Origin of the sequence: Methylobacterium sp., from assembly GCF_019750675.1 — a bacterium.
Classification (GTDB): Bacteria; Pseudomonadota; Alphaproteobacteria; order Rhizobiales; family Beijerinckiaceae; genus Methylobacterium.
The window spans coordinates 1-16,320 of record NZ_JAIEOF010000207.1 but is presented as its reverse complement, the minus strand read 5'-3'; the positions used below and the strand labels follow the sequence as shown (position 1 = coordinate 16,320).

Below are 16,320 nucleotides of genomic sequence, written 5' to 3'. Positions count from 1 at the left end.
GGTCCTAAAGCACGCCGCAGCTGACATCCTGCCAGCGCAGCAGCGGGCGGCTCGCCAGGACGAGGAGACCGTCGGCGAGCTTGCCCAGCAGGGCGAGGGCCAGGATGGCCGCCAGGGTCGGTCCGGCTTCCCGCATCGTTGGCCGTCCGCCAGGAGGTAGCCGAGCCCCTTCGAGGCGCCAATCAGCCCGGCGGACCACCGCGCCGGGGTCGCTCACTCCGCGGAAGGCCCCCCGCCCGGGACTAGCGTCCCGGGCGGGGGGCCTTCGCGTACCGGGTCTCGCGAGCGCTGCGCATCATGCGGTCGAGGGACACCGGCTCGCCGGGGCGGCCGTGTGCATTGCGGGAGGGTCGCATCGATGCGATAGCTCGCCCCGGGTGCACGGTCCGAAGCGTCGGATCGGCAGGTTGAGCCAGCGCTGGTCGGGCCGCCAGCGGCGGAGACCTATGCCGATGCCCTTCCTCGCCCGCCCCGCGTCCGCCCTGCGCGGCCTGATCACCAGTGGCGCCAGCTCCGGCCTCATCCTCATGGCGAGCGCCGCGATCGCCCTCGGGGTCGCGAATTCCGGCTGGTCCGAGGCCTATGTCACGATCCTGAAGACCCATGTCGGCGGCCTCAGCGTGCTGCACTGGATCAACGACGGCCTGATGGCGCTGTTCTTCCTGCTGGTCGGCCTGGAGATCAAGCGCGAGGTGCTCGACGGACGCCTGCGGACCTGGCCCGACCGGGTCCTGCCGGGGATCGCGGCCCTCGGCGGCATGCTCGCGCCGGCCCTCGTCTACGTCGCGGTCAACCGGTCGTCCCCCGAGACCCTACGCGGCTGGGCGATCCCCACGGCCACCGACATCGCGTTCGCCCTCGGCGTGCTGACCCTGCTGGGGTCCCGCGTCCCGGTCTCGCTCAAGATCTTCCTGACGGCGCTTGCGATCCTCGACGATCTCGGCGCGGTGCTCATCATCGCGGCGTTCTACACCGCAGACCTGTCGCTGCCGATGCTCGGCGCCGCCGGGCTCGTGCTGCTCGTCCTCGTCGGGCTGAACAGGGCCGGCGTGACCCGCCTGTCGCCCTATCTCGGGCTCGGGGTCCTGCTCTGGGGCCTCGTCCTCGGGTCCGGCATCCACGCCACCATCGCAGGCGTGCTCCTCGCCCTGACGATCCCCTTGCGGCCGAGTCCGGCCCGGCCCGACGATCCGACCTCCCCCCTGCACCGGCTCGAGCACGCCTTGCATCCGTGGTCGGCCTACCTCGTGCTGCCGGTGTTCGGCTTCGCCAATGCGGGCGTCTCCCTGGCGGGCCTGTCGAGCCGGATGCTCCTCGACCCCGTGACCCTCGGGGTGGCGCTCGGGCTGTTCGTCGGCAAGCCGGTCGGTGTCTTCGGGGCCATCCTCGCGGCGGTGCGGCTCGGGCTGGCGGAACGCCCCGCGGGTGCCGGCTGGTGGCAGATCTTCGGGCTGTCGCTCCTGTGCGGCGTCGGCTTCACCATGAGCCTGTTCATCGGGCTCCTCGCCTTCGCCGAGCGGCCCGACCTCGAGACGGCGACGAAGGTCGGGGTGCTCGTCGGCTCGGGGACCTGTATGCTGGCCGGCGCCTTCGTGCTTCTCCTTGCGCCCCAGCAGGGCCGGCGCCGTCAGGCGGCGCGGGCCACGGAGACGCGCGCCTGAGAACTCCGCGCCTGACGGCGGGCGGCGCGTCTCAGCGGGCGGCCGCGCCCTGTTTGCGCAGCGCCAGCGCCGTCGCCTCCCCGGCCGCCGCGTAGAGGTTGAGCCGGGCGTACAACCCGAAGGCCGAGCCGTCGTCGAGGAAGCCGCCGCCCGGGCCCAGCGTCGCCGTGAGGATCGCGTTGGCTTCCTCCAGGCTCAGCGACGGGAACGCGGCGGTGAGGAGATGCCCGGCCTCGGGCGCCACATGGTTCACGTCCGCGACCCGGCCGACCCGCTCCGGGTAGACGACGGGCAGGCCGTAGGTCTGCGTCGCCGCGTAGAGGGCGGCGTTGGCGGCCGGGTCCCGGAAGCGGCCACCGTCGCCGTCCGCGCAATCCCCGATCGTCGCGCCGCATGCCTCCCGCAGGAACGCCGTCAGGTCGGCCCGGGCGGCCCTCAGGGCCGCCGGGTAATCCGTGAGGGCCAAGGCGGCGTCGGTGGCGCCGCTCATCTCGTTGACCACCGCCGGGTTGCGCCGGACCTGACCCACGTAAGCGGGATCGTTGGCGAGGAGGTGCGCCACCGCGTGCAGGGCGACCGCCCGGCCGCCCAGAACGTCCATCGCGTAATGCGCGCCGACGACGATGCGGTTGCTGCCGTACTCGGCCGCCCGAGCGATCATCTGCTGGTAGCGCTCCGGCACAAGGATCGCGAGGATCAGGGATTCCGTGTAGCCGTAGGTGGTGTGGCCGCTCGGGTAGGAGGGGCTGTCGGTCAGGGTCTGGCCCGGCCCCCGCAGCCAGTCCAGGCTGTAGGAGGGACGGCCGAAATAATCGTGTCCGCGATAGGCGAACAGCTGCGGCAGCGTCTGGAACGGGCGGGCATTGCCGTAGGCGTCGGACCCCGGCGTTCCCGCCGGCCGCGCATAGGCGTTGCCGAAGATGTCGGTGGTGCCGCTGCGCTCCGTCAGGATGGCGGCGGCGTCCGCCGAGACAGGCGTCTTGCCGTCCCGGGTCGCGTTGGCGAAGAAATACTTGCCGGCGTTCGAGTCGGATTTGGCGACGTTGTTGGTGTAGCCGATGAGGTCGGCGACGGACTGCGCCACGTTCGTGAAGCTGTCGTGGGCGGTGTAGCGGGCCTTGGCCTGGTAGAGTTCGCCGAGGCGGCTGCCGAGGCCGTCGGCGAGTTCCGTCGCGTTCCCGTCCGTGATGAAGGCGTCGCGCAGGGCGAGCTGGCGCTGCTCGGCGAGCGGCAGCAGGAAGGCCGGCTGCCCCCCGCCGGACTGGATCTCGCCCGTGACCCTGAGGTTCGCCTCGAGGGCGGCCCGCCCCTCCGCGCTCTGGGCGAGCGCGCTCACGGGGGCGAGACCCCGCAGGGCTGTGAGGTTGGGGGCCGATTGCGCGGAGGCCGGAAGGGGGGCGAGCAGGCAGAGGGCGAGCGCCCAGACTCTCGGCATCTCGGACCTTTCCGCATCTCGGGGCATGGCGCGCCTTTCCCTGATCGCCCCGTGGTAGCGCGGGCCGAAGCCGGATGCCAAGCCGGGTTCCGGACTCGCCTATCGGGGCAGGCGCACGAGCCGCGGCCGCCAGATCCCCAGGACGACGTTGGCCGTCGCCACCGCGAGCAGCACCCAGAGCGTGTTGCGCTCCGCCCCGAGGGTCTCCGCGAGGGTCGCGGGATCGACGCGCCCCGCCAGAGCCAAGGCGCTCTGCTCGGCCTCCTGCCGCATCGGGCCCTGCACGTAGACGAGCACGCCCTCGAACATCAGCACCCCGGTGGCGAGCTTCAGCCAGGCCCAGCCCGCCTGGAGGAGGCCGCGGTTCAGGGTCATGGCGAGCAGCCCGGAGACCAGCGTCAGCGTGAGGCTCGGCAGCACGATCCAGGTGGCGACCGCGCCCATGGCGCTGCGGGTCGCGGCGTAGCCATCGAGGGCACTCGGGGGCGGCGCCACGCCGAGCATGACCACGAGGGCCGCCATCGCGCCCATCAATCCGGTCGCCCCCATCGTGTGGAGGAACTTCATCAGGCGTCGCCGCACGCGTCTGCCTCCCCTCGGGACCGGCCGATCCTACGCGAGAAGGTCGGTGCGGCGGTAGCGGGCCCGCATCGCCGCCAACCCGACCGCGCCTCAGCCCCACCGGTCCGACGCCAGCCGTTGCCGCCGTTCGGACCCGAGGCGCGTATCCGATGCCTCAATGCAGCAGGCCGGGGAGCGCCAGGGCGGTCGTGGTCAGGCCGATGGCGGCCAGTAGCGCCAGGACGAGGGAGCGGAACCGGCGCTGGTCGATCTTGGCGAACAGCGACAATCCGACGAGCACGCTGACCAGTACGATGGGGAGCCCGAGGGCGAGGTCGCCCATCAGCTCGGGCGGGAACGGGTTGAACACCGCCAGAATCGCGAGGGACCAGACCTGCAGGACCAGGGTGAAGCTCTGGTAGACCGCCCGCTGCATGCGCGGCTCCCAGCCGCGCACCAGGCTCCAGGCGGTGGGCAGCGCGCCCGACAGCCCGGCGATGCCCCCCAGGATGCCGCCGAGGAAGCCCACGGCGCCGTCGCTCCAGGCATTGCCGAAGGACACCCGGTAGTCGCTGCGCAGCAGCGCCACCACCGCGCTGTAGAGGACCAGGAACACCCCGATCATCACCTTCACCACCTCGGGGTTCAGGTCCTTGAGGAGGTAGATCCCGATCGGCGCGCCGAGCAGGCCGGGGCCGATCATCGCCAGGGCGGTGGCCCGCGGCGGCAGGGTCCGCAGGCGCATCACGGAGAGGACCTGCGAGAGAATGCTGCAGGTGAGAACCAGGGCCGTCGCCTCGATGGGCGCCCGGATCGACAGCAGGGTGCCGGAGGCCACCAGCGCGAAGGCGAAGCCCGTCAGGCCCGAGATGAGACCAGCGCAGCTCAGGCACAGGACGATCTGGAGAGTCTCGTTCACGGGGCGTCCTGGTCTCCGGGGGACTCGGGAACGGTGCGCGCCGCGCGCCGGGGTGCAACATCCGGACGTCATGTCTTATATAAGATTCATGACCGATCAAGGAGGAAGGCGGCGGGGGCGGAGACCCGAAGCCTTTTCGGCCTGTCACTGTTCCGTGTCCCCTGCACGCTGTGCCTCCCGGAGTGTCCGTCACGTAATCCCGGTTGACGCCGAAAATTCTAATGTCTTATATAAGACTCAGTCGCCGCAAAGAGCCGACGGCTTCACCAAGGAGGATCCCGGAATGAGCAGCCACGCCGGATCGGGTGGGGGGCGGACGAAGCCGCACCTTCTCGCCCACAGCCCGCTGGACAACGTCGCCGTCGCCGTCATCGAGGGCCTGAGCGCGGATACCGACGCCTTCGGCGTCGTCACCGAGAACGATACGACCTTCGCGGTGCATGTCCGCCACGACATCCCGATCGGCCACAAGGTGGCGCTCGCCGACCTGAAGGCGGGCGATACGGCCATCAAGTACGGCCAGGACATCGGCAAGATCATCCAGGACGTCGCCACGGGCGAGCATGTCCACGTGCAGAACCTCAAGACGAAGCGCTGGTGAGGTCGCGATGCCCGGAGAAACCATCATGAACGCCCCCGAGACCGCCTCCCCCTTCGTCGGCGGAGCCCCAGACCAGTTCGCCACCGCGGCCCTCGGCTCCAGCCGCGCCTCCGTGGACACCAAGGCCGCCACCTTCATGGGCTGGCGCCGCGAGAACGGCCGCGTCGGCGTGCGCAACCACGTCGTCCTCCTGCCCCTGGACGATCTCTCGAACGCCTCCTGCGAGGCGGTCGCCAACACCGTGAAGGGCACGATGGCCCTGCCCCACGCCTACGGCCGGCTGCAGTTCGGCGAGGATCTCGAGCTCCACTTCCGCACCCTGATCGGCATCGGCTCCAACCCGAACGTCGCGGCCGTGGTGGTGATCGGCATCGAGGACCAGTGGACCAACCGGATCGTCGAGGGCATCGCCAAGACCGGCAAGCCCGTGGTCGGGTTCGGCATCGAGGGGCACGGCGACATCGCCACCATCGCCAAGGCCAGCTACCAGGCCAAGCGCTTCGTGCAGTGGGCGACCGAGCTGCCCCGCGAGGAATGCCCGATCTCGGACCTGTGGATCTCGACGAAGTGCGGCGAGTCCGACACCACCACGGGCCTGTCCTCCTGCCCCACCGTGGGCAACCTCTACGACAAGCTGATCCCGCAGGGGATCTACGGCGTGTTCGGCGAGACCTCGGAGATCACCGGCGCCGAGCACCTCTGCCGCGAGCGCGCTGCAACGCCCGAGATCGGCGACAAGTGGTTTTCCATGTGGAAGTCCTACCAGGACGACGTCATCGAGGCGCACAAGACCGACGACCTCTCGGATTCCCAGCCGACCAAGGGCAACATCCTCGGCGGCCTGAGCACCATCGAGGAGAAGGCGCTCGGCAACCTCGAGAAGATCGGCCACGATTGCCGCTACATCGACGCGCTGCAGCCGGCCGAGGCCCCCGCCAAGGGACCGGGCCTGTACTACATGGACACCTCGTCGGCGGCGGCCGAGTGCGTGACCCTGATGGCGGCGGCGGGCTACGTGGTCCACACCTTCCCCACCGGCCAGGGCAACGTCATCGGCAACCCGATCGTCCCGGTGATCAAGATCACCGGCAACCCGCGCACGGTGCGAACCATGGGCGAGCACATCGACGTCGACGTCTCGGGCGTGCTCACCCGCGAGATGACCATCCCGCAGGCCGGCGACGCCCTGATCGACATGGTGGTGCGGACCGCGAACGGCCGGCTCACGGCCGCCGAATCCCTCGGCCACCGCGAGTTCGTGATGACGAAGCTGTACCGGAGCGCCTGACCGGGCGGCCAAGTCCGCCGCGTTCCGTGACGGAACGCGGCGTCCCCACCCCGACGCCATCGGGGTTTTCGCGAAGGGATCCAGACCGCGCAGCGGCGCATCCCGTTCGAAGCGCGCGTGGGAGGAACGCCAATGCGATTCGCGCCAATGCGATTCTTGCGATCGATCTACGGGCAGGTCCTGATCGGCATCGCCCTCGGCATCGTCGTGGGCGTGCTGTTTCCGGACTTCGCCGTCGGCCTGAAGCTCCTCGGCGACATGTTCATCAACCTGATCAAGATGGTCGTCGGCCCGGTGATCTTCTGCACGGTGGTGGTCGGCATCGCTCATGTGGGCGACATGAAGAGCGTCGGCCGCATGGGCCTGAAGACGCTGGTGTATTTCGAGGTCTCGACCACGGTGGCGCTCGGCGCCGGCCTCCTCTTCGTCAACCTGCTGCGGCCGGGCGACGGCATCAACGCCACCATCGAGAGCCTGGACGCCAAGAGCGTCTCGGCGATCGCCGGCAAGGCCCATGCCCAAAGCGTGATGGAGATCATCGCCAACATCATCCCGCACAGCGCCGTCGACGCCTTCGCCAAGGGCGACCTCCTGCAGGTGATGTTCTTCTCCGTGCTGGTGGGAATGGGGCTCGCCGCCATGGGGCCGAAGGGGCAGTTCCCCCTCAAGGTCATCCACGCCTTCGGCGATATCCTGATGAAGGTCGTGGGCATCATCATGCGCTTTGCCCCCATCGGCGCCTTCGGCGCGATGGCCTTCACGATCGGCAAGTTCGGCCTCGGCATCCTGGCCCAGTACGGAATGCTGATCCTGTCCCTCTACCTGACCTTCTTCGTGTTCATCGTGCTGTTCCTCGGCGGCGTGATGCGGTTCTACGTGGGCCTGAGCCTGTGGAAGCTGTTCCTCTACGTCCGCGAGGAGATGTTCATCCTGCTCGGCACCACCAGCACGGAATCGGTCCTGCCCCGCCTGATGGCCAAACTCGGGGGCCTCTCGGTCGAGAAGGGCGTCACCGGCCTGGTCATGCCGGCGGGTCTGTCCTTCAACATGGACGGGTCGTGCATCTACCTCACCATGGCGATCGGTTTCATCGCCCAGGCGCTCAACATCCCGCTTACCTGGGAGCAGGAACTCGGGATCCTGGCCATCGCGCTGGTCACCTCCAAAGGGGTCGCGGGGGTCGCGGGCGCCATCCTGTTCGTGCTCGCCGCGACGCTCCAGGCATCCCAGCTCCTGCCGGTGGCCGGCATCGCGCTCATCATCGGCGTCGACCGCATCCTGAACGAGCTGCGCTGCATCACCAACGCCATCGGCAACATGGTGGCGACGCTGGTGATCGCCCGCTGGGAGGGCAAGATCGACCTCGCCCATGCCCGCGCCGTCCTCGATGGGCGCATCCAGCCCGACCTCGACAGCCTCGACGAGCCGGACGAGGCGATCGATGACCCCGCCCCCGCGAGTCAGGCCCGCCACCGGGCGATGCCCGCGGTGATCCCGGCCACCTGACCAATCGCATCCCTCGAACCGGAGGCCCAGGGCCATGCCGATATCCCCCGCCCCGCAGGGCCGTCACCCGAAAGTGGTGATCACCGAATTCATGGACGAGGCCGCCATCGCGGCCGAGCTCGGCGGCTTCGTGACGCTCTACGACCCGGCCCTGGTCGACCGGCCGGAGGACCTGCGGGCGGCCCTGGCCGACGCGGACGCCCTCGTGGTCCGCAACCGCACCCAGGTGAACGCGGCGCTCCTGACCGCCGCCCCCGACCTCAAGGTGGTCGGGCGCCTCGGCGTCGGCCTCGACAACATCGACCTCGCGGCCTGCCGCGCCCGCGGCATCGCCGTCTATCCCGCCACCGGCGCCAACGACGTCGCGGTGGCCGAGTACGTCATCGGCACCGCGATGCTCCTCCTGCGCGGGGCCTACGGCGCCACCGCCGCCGTGGCGGCCGGGACCTGGCCACGCAACGCGCTGATGGGCCGGGAGATCTCGGGTAAGCGTCTCGGCCTCGTCGGGTTCGGCGCCATCGCCCGCGAGACCGCGCGGCGCGCCCTCGCCCTCGGGATGCGGGTCTCGGCCCACGACCCCTTCCTGCCGGCCGACGACCCGGCCTGGCGGCCGGAGGGCGGTTCGGTCGACCGCGCCGACCTCGCGGCCCTCATCGCCGGCAGCGACGTCCTGTCCCTGCACGTGCCGTTGACGGACGAAACGAAGGGGATGATCGACGCGGGCGCCATCGCGCGGATGCCGGCCGGGGCGGTGCTGATCAACGCCGCGCGGGGCGAGGTGGTCGATGGCGCGGCCGTGGCCGAGGCCTTGCGCGCCGGGCATCTCGGCGGGGCCGCCCTCGACGTCTTCCCGCAGGAACCCCTCGACGCCGCCGCGGGTGCACTCTACCGCGACCTGCCCAACCTCATCCTGACGCCGCACATCGCCGGGGTAACCCGGGAATCGAACGTGCGCGTGTCCCGCGTCACGGCCCAGGCCGTACGCCGCCACCTCTCCGAGGGCTGAACCCCATGACCACCCTGAGCCTCGCCGCCGCCCACGCCCTCGTCAGCGAGGCCCTGGTCCGCTGCGGAACGCGCGCGCCGGCCGCCGACAGTGTCGCCCGCGCCCTGGTCGGAGCCGAGGCCGACGGGCTCAAGGGTCACGGGCTCTCACGGGTTTCCTCCTATGCGGCCCAGGTCCGGGCCGGCAAGGTGGTGGGCGACGCCGCCGTCGCGGTGAGCCGGCCCCGGCCCGGGCTGCTGGCCGTCGACGCCGCCCACGGCTTCGCCTATCCGGCCCTCGACGCGGTGGTGGAGCAGCTTCCGGCCCTCGTGCGGGAGCAGGGCGTCGCGGCGGCCGGCATCCGGCGCTCGCACCATTGCGGCGCGGCCGGACGCCCGGTCGAGGCCCTGGCGGAGGCCGGCCTGGTGGCGATCCTGCTGGCCAACACCCCCGCCGCCATGGCGCCCTGGGGCGGCTCGCGGGCGGTGTTCGGCACGAACCCCCTCGCCTTCGCCTGCCCCCTGCCCGGCCGCGCGCCCATCGTGGTCGACCTGTCCCTCTCGAAGGTGGCGCGCGGCGCGATCATGGCCGCCCGCCAGCGCGGCGAGGCCATCCCCGAGGGCTGGGCCCTCGATGCCGCGGGCCAGCCGACCACCGACGCGGCCGCGGCCCTGAAGGGCACCATGGTGCCGCTCGGCGACGCCAAGGGCACGGCGCTGGCCCTGATGGTGGAACTCCTCGCCGCCGGCCTGACCGGCGGGCGCTTCGCCGGTGAGGCCAGCTCGTTCCTCGACGCCGAGGGCGATCCGCCGGGCACGGGACAACTCGTCGTCGCCCTCGCGGCGGATGCCTTCGGCTCCGGGGCGCTGGCGCGGTTCGCGGACCTCGCCGGGTCCATCGAGGGGCAGGACGGCGCCCGCCTGCCCGGTGCGCGCCGCCTCGCCCTCCGGGCCCGGGCCGAGGCGGAGGGGCTCGTCGTCCCGGACGCCCTCGTGGCCGAGATCGCGGCGCTCTGACGATGCGCACCGCCCTTCCGAACGGGACGCGCCCCCGGCCGCCGGCCCTGCGGATCGACCGATTGCCCGGAGCCGGTCTCGGCCTTATCGATCGGGACACCGTGCTGGGAAACCTCTCCTTTCCTCCTCCCACGCCCGGGGAGCAGCGGCGCACCGACATGGAACGCACAGGTGGGAATGCGGTGGGTTTCCGGCCGCTCTATCGTCAGGTCTACGACACGCTGCTGCGGCGCCTCGCCGACGCGGTCTGGCAGCCGGGCCAGATCCTGCCGAGCGAGGGCGTGCTGGCGGCCGAACTCGGCGTCAGCCAGGGCACCGTCCGCAAGGCCCTCGACGCGCTCACCGCCGACAGCCTGCTGGTGCGCCGCCAGGGGCGCGGGACCTTCGTGGCCGAGCACGACGACAAGCAGAGCGTCTTCCGCTTCTTCAAGCTGCGCCCCGACGGAGCGGTCGCCGGCATCCCGACGAGCCGCGTCCTCGCGATCGCGGAGGCCTCCGCCACCCTCGACGAGCGCGATCGCCTCGCCCTCATCCGCAACGCGCGGGTGGTGCGCCTTGAGCGGGTGCGCGCCCTCGACGGGCGGGTCTGTCTCGTCGAGACCATCGCCGTGCCGGCGAACCTGTTCCCGGGCCTCGCCGCGATGGAGCTTCCGAACACGCTCTACAGCCTCTACGCGACCCGGTTCGGCATCACGATCGCCACCGCGCACGAGCGCCTGAAGGCGATCGCGCTGCCCGCCGACAAGGCGGCCTTCCTCGGCCAGGCGCCGGGTATTCCGGTCCTCGAGGTCGACCGCGTCGCCGTCGACCTCGAGGACCGGCCGGTGGAGTGGCGTCTCTCGACCTGCCTCACCGAGGACATCCACTACGCCTCCGTCCTGCGCTGACCCGCGCGGGACGCCCTCAAGCCGGACGGGAGATTCCTGGGATGACCGAGATCGATCGCAGAACGCTCCTGAGGCATGCCGGGGCGGGCCTGATCGCGGCCTCCGGCGCGGCCCTCGCGCCCTTCGCGGCCCGGGCCGGCGAGGCCGTCACCCTCCCCTTCGGCAACGGCGAGCGCCCGCTCGTCGCCTATCCTGGCAAGCGTCCGCTCCTCCAGATGACGGCGCGGCCGCCGCAGCTGGAGACGCCCTTCGCGGTGTTCGACGAGGGGGTGATCACGCCGAACGACGCCTTCTTCGTCCGCTATCACCTGGCCGACATCCCGACCGTGATCGATCCCGAGGCTTTCCGCCTGACGGTGTCGGGGCATATCGACGGACCGCTCAACCTGACGCTGGCCGACCTCAAGGCGATGCCGGCCAACGAGATCGTCGCGGTGAACCAGTGCTCGGGCAACTCGCGCGGCTTCGTCGAGCCCCGGGTCGCCGGTGGCCAGCTCGCCAACGGCGCCATGGGCAATGCCCGCTGGACCGGCGTGCCCATCAAGGCCGTTCTCGACCGGGCGGGGGTGAAGGCCGGGGCGGTTCAGGTCGTCTTCGAAGGCCTCGACGGTCCGGTCGTCGCGGAGACCCCGGACTTCGCCAAGGCGCTCGGCATCGACCATGCCCGCGACGGCGAGGTAATGCTGGCCTGGGCCATGAACGGGCAGGACCTGCCCTGGCTCAACGGCTATCCCCTGCGCCTCGTGGTCCCGGGCTTCTACGGCACCTACTGGGTCAAGCACCTCAACGCGATCACGGTGACGGACAAGCCCTACGAGGGCTTCTGGATGAAGTCGGCTTACCGTATCCCGGACAATTCCTGCGCCTGCGTCGAGCCCGGCCAGGCGCCCAAGGCCACCGTGCCGATCAACCGCTTCACCATCCGGTCCTTCCTCACCAACCTCGCCGACGGGGCCGCGATCCCGGCTGGCCGGACGGCGTTGCGCGGCATCGCCTTCGACGGCGGCTCGGGCATCCGGGCGGTGGCGATCTCCTCCGATGACGGGCGAAGCTGGAGCGAAGCGAGCCTCGGCCCCGATCTCGGGCGCTACTCGTTCCGGCCCTGGACCCTGTCGGTCGACCTCCCCGCCGGCACGCACGCCCTCCGGGTCCGGGCGACGGGCAACGACGGCGCGACCCAGCCGATGGAGCCGCGCTGGAATCCCCCGGGCTACATGCGCAACGTGGTCGAGACCGTCCGGGTGCGGGCGGCATGAGGAGAGACAGGATGACCGTGCGTCCCCTCGCGGCGGTGCTGGCCGCCGGCCTGCTGGCGAGCCTCCCTGCCGCTGCCGTGCCCCTGAGCTACGACCTGCCGGAGCCGACCGCGCAACTGCGCCCGGCGCCCGGGCACGAAGCCGGCCTCGCGGCGGCCGAGGCCAACTGCCAAAGCTGTCATTCGGTGGACTACATCGCGATGCAGCCGCCGGGCAAAGGCGCGGACTTCTGGATCAGCGAAGTGACGAAGATGCGAAAGGTCTACCATGCGCCGATGAGCGAGGCGGACGGCAAGGCCATCGCGGATTACCTCGTGGCGGCATACTAGGCGGTGGGATGCCGGGCGGCGCCGACCCTTGCCGGAAGGCCCTTACAGGATGGCGGTGATGAAGGCGGCAACCTGCGCATGAGCGTTCGCGACCATCTGCGCGACCGGCTCGTCGGCGAAGTAGATCCGGCTCGCCGTCAGGGTCGCGGCCACCAGCCAGAAGCCGGTCACGGCCACGCTGCGCGCCCGGCGGTCGCCCGCCTGGGAAGCACTCTGGCAGCCGATCTCGACGGGTTCGCCGAAGGGATCGTAGGCCATCGCGGGGCTGTTGGAACGCTCGCTCATGGAACTGAATGTCGCGCTTCGGCCACCCGCGATCAATGGACGGGATTTGCGAAGATTCAGCCCGGTGGAGAGCTTTATTCTCGCGCCCATGCCCGTAAGAGAAGTTCCTTCCGATCGCCGCATGGGACGGCCGCATGAGCGTCAAGAGCATCTCCACGGCCGCCGCCGGAGCGGGTAAGCCCGGAGCCGCGAGCGGCCGGATCGCCTCCCTCGTGCCCGGCATCCTCGTCTGCCTTGCGGTCACGGCGGTGGCTCTTGCCGTGCAGGCCATGGAGGAGCGTGCCACCGGCCACCCCTACGTCGAGGCATTGGTCATCGCGATCCTGCTCGGGATCGCGCTGCGTACCGTGTGGAGCCCCGGCGAGCGCTTCCGGGCCGGGATCGCGTTCTCAGCCAAGCAGGTGCTCGAACTCGCCGTCACCCTCCTCGGCGCCTCGATCAGCCTCGGCGCCATCGTCGCCTCCGGGACGAGCCTCCTCGTCGGCATCGTCGCCACGGTGGTGCTGGCGATCGTCGCCAGCTACGCCATCTGCCGGCTGCTCGGCCTGCCGCCCCGCATGGCGATTCTGGTGGCCTGCGGCAACGCCATCTGCGGCAACTCGGCCATCGCCGCTGTGGCACCGGTGATCGGGGCCGACAGCAAGGACGTGGTGGCCGCCATCGCCTTCACGGCGGTGCTCGGCGTGCTGATGGTGCTGGGCCTGCCCCTGTTCATTCCTCTCGTCGGCCTGTCCGAGCACCAGTACGGCACCCTGGCGGGCCTGACCGTCTACGCCGTCCCGCAGGTGCTCGCCGCCACGGTGCCGGTCGGCATCCTGGCGACCCAGGTCGGCACCCTGGTCAAGCTCGTGCGCGTGCTGATGCTCGGACCCGTCGTGGTCGCGTTCTCGTTCATCGCGCCCTACCTGCCGGCGGAGGGGGCCTCGGCCAAGGGGCGGCCCGGGCGCCTCGGCTTCTTCAAGATCGTGCCCTGGTTCATCCTCGGCTTCCTGGCGCTGGCGACCCTGCGCTCGGTCGGGCTCGTCCCGGATGCGGCCTCCCAGCCGGTGACGCGGCTGGCGGGCCTCCTCACCGTCGTGTCGATGGCGGCGCTGGGTCTCGGCGTCGACGTGCGGGTCCTGGCGCGGGTCGGGGGTCGGGTCACCCTGGCGGTGACGGGCTCCCTCGTCGTCCTCCTCCTCGTCAGCCTGTCGCTGATCTGGGCCTTGGGGATCACTTAAGTCTGATGGTCGCCTGTTAACGCGCGGTCAGGCGCTCTGGCAGGCCCTGGATGCTTCCGCCGGGCGCCGGGGCGGGACCGGGCTTAAAGGCCCTCAGGAACGTGTCGATCGTTCGGCACAGGGTCTCGCGCTTGATGTGCGTGAGTTCCGGTCGCTCGATCCCGAAGGTCGCCCGGTCCAGGGGCGGCATGATCGCGACGTTGACGAAGTAGTCCGCCGCGAAGCGCAGGTCGTCGACGGCGATGTCGCCGCGCTTCACGCCCAGGGCAAGGCTCTGCTCGATCAGGATCGCGATGCGAGCGTGTCCGAAATCATGGAGCGTGCGGGCGAATTCGGGGAACCGGACGGCCTCTGCGGCAGCGATGCGGCGCAGGGCGATACAGGAGGGGGTGATCGCCGCCGTCAGGACCGCGTGGGCGATGCGGTACAGGCACTCGGCCGTAGAGCCGCCGAGGGCGGCCTCCAGCTCGACGCGCGGCATGTGGGTCTCGATGAAGCGCAGGCAGGCCGCCTCGAACAGGTCCGCCTTCGAGGTGAACTTCGTGTAGACGGTCTTCTTGGAGGCGCCCGCCGCCGCCGCGATGGCGTCGACGCTGGCCGCCTCGAAGCCGTCCGCGAGGAAGATCGGGATCGCCGCGTCGATGATGCGGCGGGTGGCCTCACCCTCCGTGCCGCGGCGCGGGCGTCCGACGCGCCTGGGCGGATGCGCTTCCTCGATCGCCAAGCCGCCCCTCCCGCCCGTGTGCGGGGAATTGTCCCACCCGCCCGGTCCCGGCGCAACCTGTACTCTTGGGGGTAGCTACTCTCGGGGGGCTGCGTACTGCATCATGCGACGGGGCGTGCCAGCACGCCGCCGGTCGTCGGCGCGCGCACCCCGGTGGTCGACGGGAAGGTGATCGGCAGGCCCTTCAGCGAGCGCACCGCGAGATGCGCGAAAGCCTGGGCCTCGAGGTAGGCCGAGGACCAGCCGATGGCGTCGGCGGTCGTGATCTCGGCGCGCAGGTGGTAGTTCAGGAGGCGCACGAGTTCGCCGTTGCGCGCGCCGCCCCCGGCCACGATCCAGCGGGCCGGGATCTCGGGGGCGTGGTCGAGGGCGCGTGCCACCGCGCGGGCCGTGAAGGCGGTGAGCGTCGCCGCGCCGTCCTCCGTGGAGAGCTGGCCCGCGAGCTTGTGGGAGAACCAGTTCCGATCCAGCGATTTCGGCGGGCGCCGGGCGAAGAACGGGTGGATCAGCAGCCAGGCCAGCAGGGGCTCGTCGGGGCGACCGCGGGCGGCGGTGCGGCCGCCGTCGTCGAGGGGGCGGCCGGTGCGCTCGCGCATCCAGTCGTCGATGAGCGCGTTGCCGGGCCCGGTATCGAAGGCGATGACGTCACCGTTCGCGGACAGGATGGTGGCGTTGGCGACCCCGCCGATGTTGAGGATGCCGAGCGCCCCCTCGAAGCCGGAGGCGCGGGCCAGCGCCTGATGGAACACCGGCACGAGCGGTGCCCCCTGCCCGCCCGCCAGCACGTCGGCGTGGCGCAGGTCCGAGACCACCGCGATGCCGAGGCGCTGGGAGAGTGCCGCGCCGTCGCCGATCTGCACGCTCATGCGCTGGTCCGGCCGGTGCACCACGGTCTGCCCGTGGAAGCCGATCACGTCGATGTCGGCCGCCGTCAGGCCGTTGTCGGCAAGGAAGCTCTCCACCGCCTCCGCATGGGCGGCGGTGACGAAGGCTTCCGCCGCGACGAGGCAGCCCGGCCGGTCCTCGCGGGCGACGATCCCTTCCGCATCGACCAGCGCTTGGCGCAGCAGCGCCCGGTCCTCGTCGGCGTAGCCCCGGTAGCCGGTGGGCCCGAGGGGTTCGAGGTAGCCGTTGTGGCTCTGGACCACCCGCACGGTCTCGCCGTCGGTCTCGATCAGCGCCACGTCGACGCCGTCGAGGGAGGTGCCGCTCATCAGTCCGATCGCGCGCATCATCGTCATGGTGCCTTCCCCGGGCGTTCATGCCCGTGCCTTCCGTCCGCAGCCCTGCTAAGGAGCCGCCCATATCCCGTGCGGTGCTATCACGCGGCCTCCGAGCCTGTCGCGCGCCGCGATCCCTCAGACCGGAACCGCGCATGTCCTCCGACGTCACCCAGGCCGCCCCCTTCCAGCCCCGCTCCGACTTCCTGCGGGTGCTCACCGAGCGCGGATACATCCACCAGGGCTCGGATCTCGCCGGCATCGACGCGGCCGCGCTGGAGGGCCGGCTGACGGCCTATGTGGGCTACGACTGCACGGCGGCCTCGCTTCACGTGGGCCACCTCCTCTCGATCATGATGCTGCACTGGCTCCAGGCCACGGGGGGCACGCCCATCACCCTGATGGGCGGCGGCACCACGCGGGTCGG

General features: G+C 71.1%; 16 protein-coding genes and 2 pseudogenes. 11 read left to right on the top strand and 7 right to left on the bottom strand.

Annotated elements, in window-relative coordinates; all coding sequences use genetic code 11:
- Window positions 1-4: 4 nt before the first annotated feature.
- A pseudogene (locus tag K2X24_RS11280) lies at window positions 5-195 on the bottom strand (ABC transporter permease); the annotation flags it as partial.
- Window positions 196-452: 257 nt separating this feature from the next.
- Here K2X24_RS11280 and nhaA point away from each other — a divergent pair.
- Window positions 453-1,661 carry a Na+/H+ antiporter NhaA gene (gene nhaA, locus K2X24_RS11275; protein ID WP_292497955.1) on the top strand — a complete coding sequence of 403 codons (1,209 nt, stop codon included), beginning with the start codon at window positions 453-455 and terminating at the stop codon, window positions 1,659-1,661.
- 31 nt (window positions 1,662-1,692) lie between these two features.
- Here nhaA and K2X24_RS11270 read toward each other — a convergent pair whose 3' ends face one another.
- The 3 genes from K2X24_RS11270 to K2X24_RS11260 all read right to left on the bottom strand — a co-directional run bounded on the left by K2X24_RS11270 (window position 1,693) and on the right by K2X24_RS11260 (window position 4,576).
- Window positions 1,693-3,096, bottom strand: a complete 1,404-nt coding sequence (locus tag K2X24_RS11270) for a phosphatase PAP2 family protein (protein ID WP_292497953.1) — start codon at window positions 3,094-3,096, stop codon at window positions 1,693-1,695.
- A gap of 99 nt (window positions 3,097-3,195) precedes the next feature.
- The gene (locus K2X24_RS11265; RefSeq protein ID WP_292497957.1) at window positions 3,196-3,663 is read right to left on the bottom strand and encodes a hypothetical protein; all 468 of its coding nucleotides are present in this window, start codon (window positions 3,661-3,663) and stop codon (window positions 3,196-3,198) included.
- A gap of 169 nt (window positions 3,664-3,832) precedes the next feature.
- Window positions 3,833-4,576 (bottom strand): sulfite exporter TauE/SafE family protein, encoded by a 744-nt coding sequence (locus K2X24_RS11260; protein WP_292497950.1) that lies wholly within the window; start codon window positions 4,574-4,576, stop codon window positions 3,833-3,835.
- Between the two features lie 283 nt (window positions 4,577-4,859).
- On the opposite strand from K2X24_RS11260, the gene K2X24_RS11255 reads away from it, so the two are divergent.
- The 8 genes from K2X24_RS11255 to K2X24_RS11220 all read left to right on the top strand — a co-directional run bounded on the left by K2X24_RS11255 (window position 4,860) and on the right by K2X24_RS11220 (window position 12,444).
- Window positions 4,860-5,177, top strand: a complete 318-nt coding sequence (locus tag K2X24_RS11255; RefSeq protein WP_292497948.1) for a UxaA family hydrolase — start codon at window positions 4,860-4,862, stop codon at window positions 5,175-5,177.
- A 112-nt stretch (window positions 5,178-5,289) separates the two neighbouring features.
- Window positions 5,290-6,465 carry a UxaA family hydrolase gene (locus K2X24_RS11250; protein WP_292497956.1) on the top strand — a complete coding sequence of 392 codons (1,176 nt, stop codon included), beginning with the start codon at window positions 5,290-5,292 and terminating at the stop codon, window positions 6,463-6,465.
- Between the two features lie 147 nt (window positions 6,466-6,612).
- A complete protein-coding gene (locus tag K2X24_RS11245) occupies window positions 6,613-7,971 on the top strand; it encodes a cation:dicarboxylase symporter family transporter (protein ID WP_292497946.1) in 1,359 nt (452 codons plus the stop codon).
- A gap of 34 nt (window positions 7,972-8,005) precedes the next feature.
- Entirely contained in the window at window positions 8,006-8,977 is a 972-nt protein-coding gene (locus K2X24_RS11240) for a hydroxyacid dehydrogenase (protein WP_292497943.1), read from the top strand.
- Between the two features lie 5 nt (window positions 8,978-8,982).
- The gene (locus K2X24_RS11235) at window positions 8,983-9,972 is read left to right on the top strand and encodes an Ldh family oxidoreductase (RefSeq protein WP_292497941.1); all 990 of its coding nucleotides are present in this window, start codon (window positions 8,983-8,985) and stop codon (window positions 9,970-9,972) included.
- A gap of 158 nt (window positions 9,973-10,130) precedes the next feature.
- Window positions 10,131-10,859: a GntR family transcriptional regulator gene (locus K2X24_RS11230; protein ID WP_292497938.1), complete on the top strand. Its 729-nt coding sequence runs from the start codon at window positions 10,131-10,133 to the stop codon at window positions 10,857-10,859.
- A gap of 41 nt (window positions 10,860-10,900) precedes the next feature.
- Window positions 10,901-12,115, top strand: coding sequence for a molybdopterin-dependent oxidoreductase (locus K2X24_RS11225; protein WP_292497936.1), 1,215 nt, complete (start codon window positions 10,901-10,903; stop codon window positions 12,113-12,115).
- Window positions 12,116-12,126: 11 nt separating this feature from the next.
- Window positions 12,127-12,444: a cytochrome c gene (locus tag K2X24_RS11220; RefSeq protein WP_292497934.1), complete on the top strand. Its 318-nt coding sequence runs from the start codon at window positions 12,127-12,129 to the stop codon at window positions 12,442-12,444.
- A gap of 42 nt (window positions 12,445-12,486) precedes the next feature.
- Here K2X24_RS11220 and K2X24_RS11215 read toward each other — a convergent pair whose 3' ends face one another.
- Complete coding sequence (locus tag K2X24_RS11215) at window positions 12,487-12,729, bottom strand: hypothetical protein (RefSeq protein ID WP_292497933.1); 243 nt, start codon at window positions 12,727-12,729, stop codon at window positions 12,487-12,489.
- Window positions 12,730-12,863: 134 nt separating this feature from the next.
- Between K2X24_RS11215 and K2X24_RS11210 the strand changes: the two genes are divergently transcribed.
- On the top strand, window positions 12,864-13,949 hold the full coding sequence (locus K2X24_RS11210; protein ID WP_292497931.1) for a putative sulfate exporter family transporter: 1,086 nt from the start codon (window positions 12,864-12,866) through the stop codon (window positions 13,947-13,949).
- Between the two features lie 16 nt (window positions 13,950-13,965).
- On the opposite strand, the gene K2X24_RS11205 is transcribed toward K2X24_RS11210, so the two are convergent.
- Both K2X24_RS11205 and K2X24_RS11200 read right to left on the bottom strand, forming a co-directional pair.
- Window positions 13,966-14,673, bottom strand: coding sequence for a TetR/AcrR family transcriptional regulator C-terminal domain-containing protein (locus K2X24_RS11205; RefSeq protein WP_292497928.1), 708 nt, complete (start codon window positions 14,671-14,673; stop codon window positions 13,966-13,968).
- Window positions 14,674-14,774: 101 nt separating this feature from the next.
- Window positions 14,775-15,914, bottom strand: coding sequence for an anhydro-N-acetylmuramic acid kinase (locus K2X24_RS11200; RefSeq protein ID WP_292497925.1), 1,140 nt, complete (start codon window positions 15,912-15,914; stop codon window positions 14,775-14,777).
- Between the two features lie 134 nt (window positions 15,915-16,048).
- On the opposite strand from K2X24_RS11200, the pseudogene K2X24_RS11195 reads away from it, so the two are divergent.
- A pseudogene (locus K2X24_RS11195) lies at window positions 16,049-16,320 on the top strand (tyrosine--tRNA ligase); the annotation flags it as partial.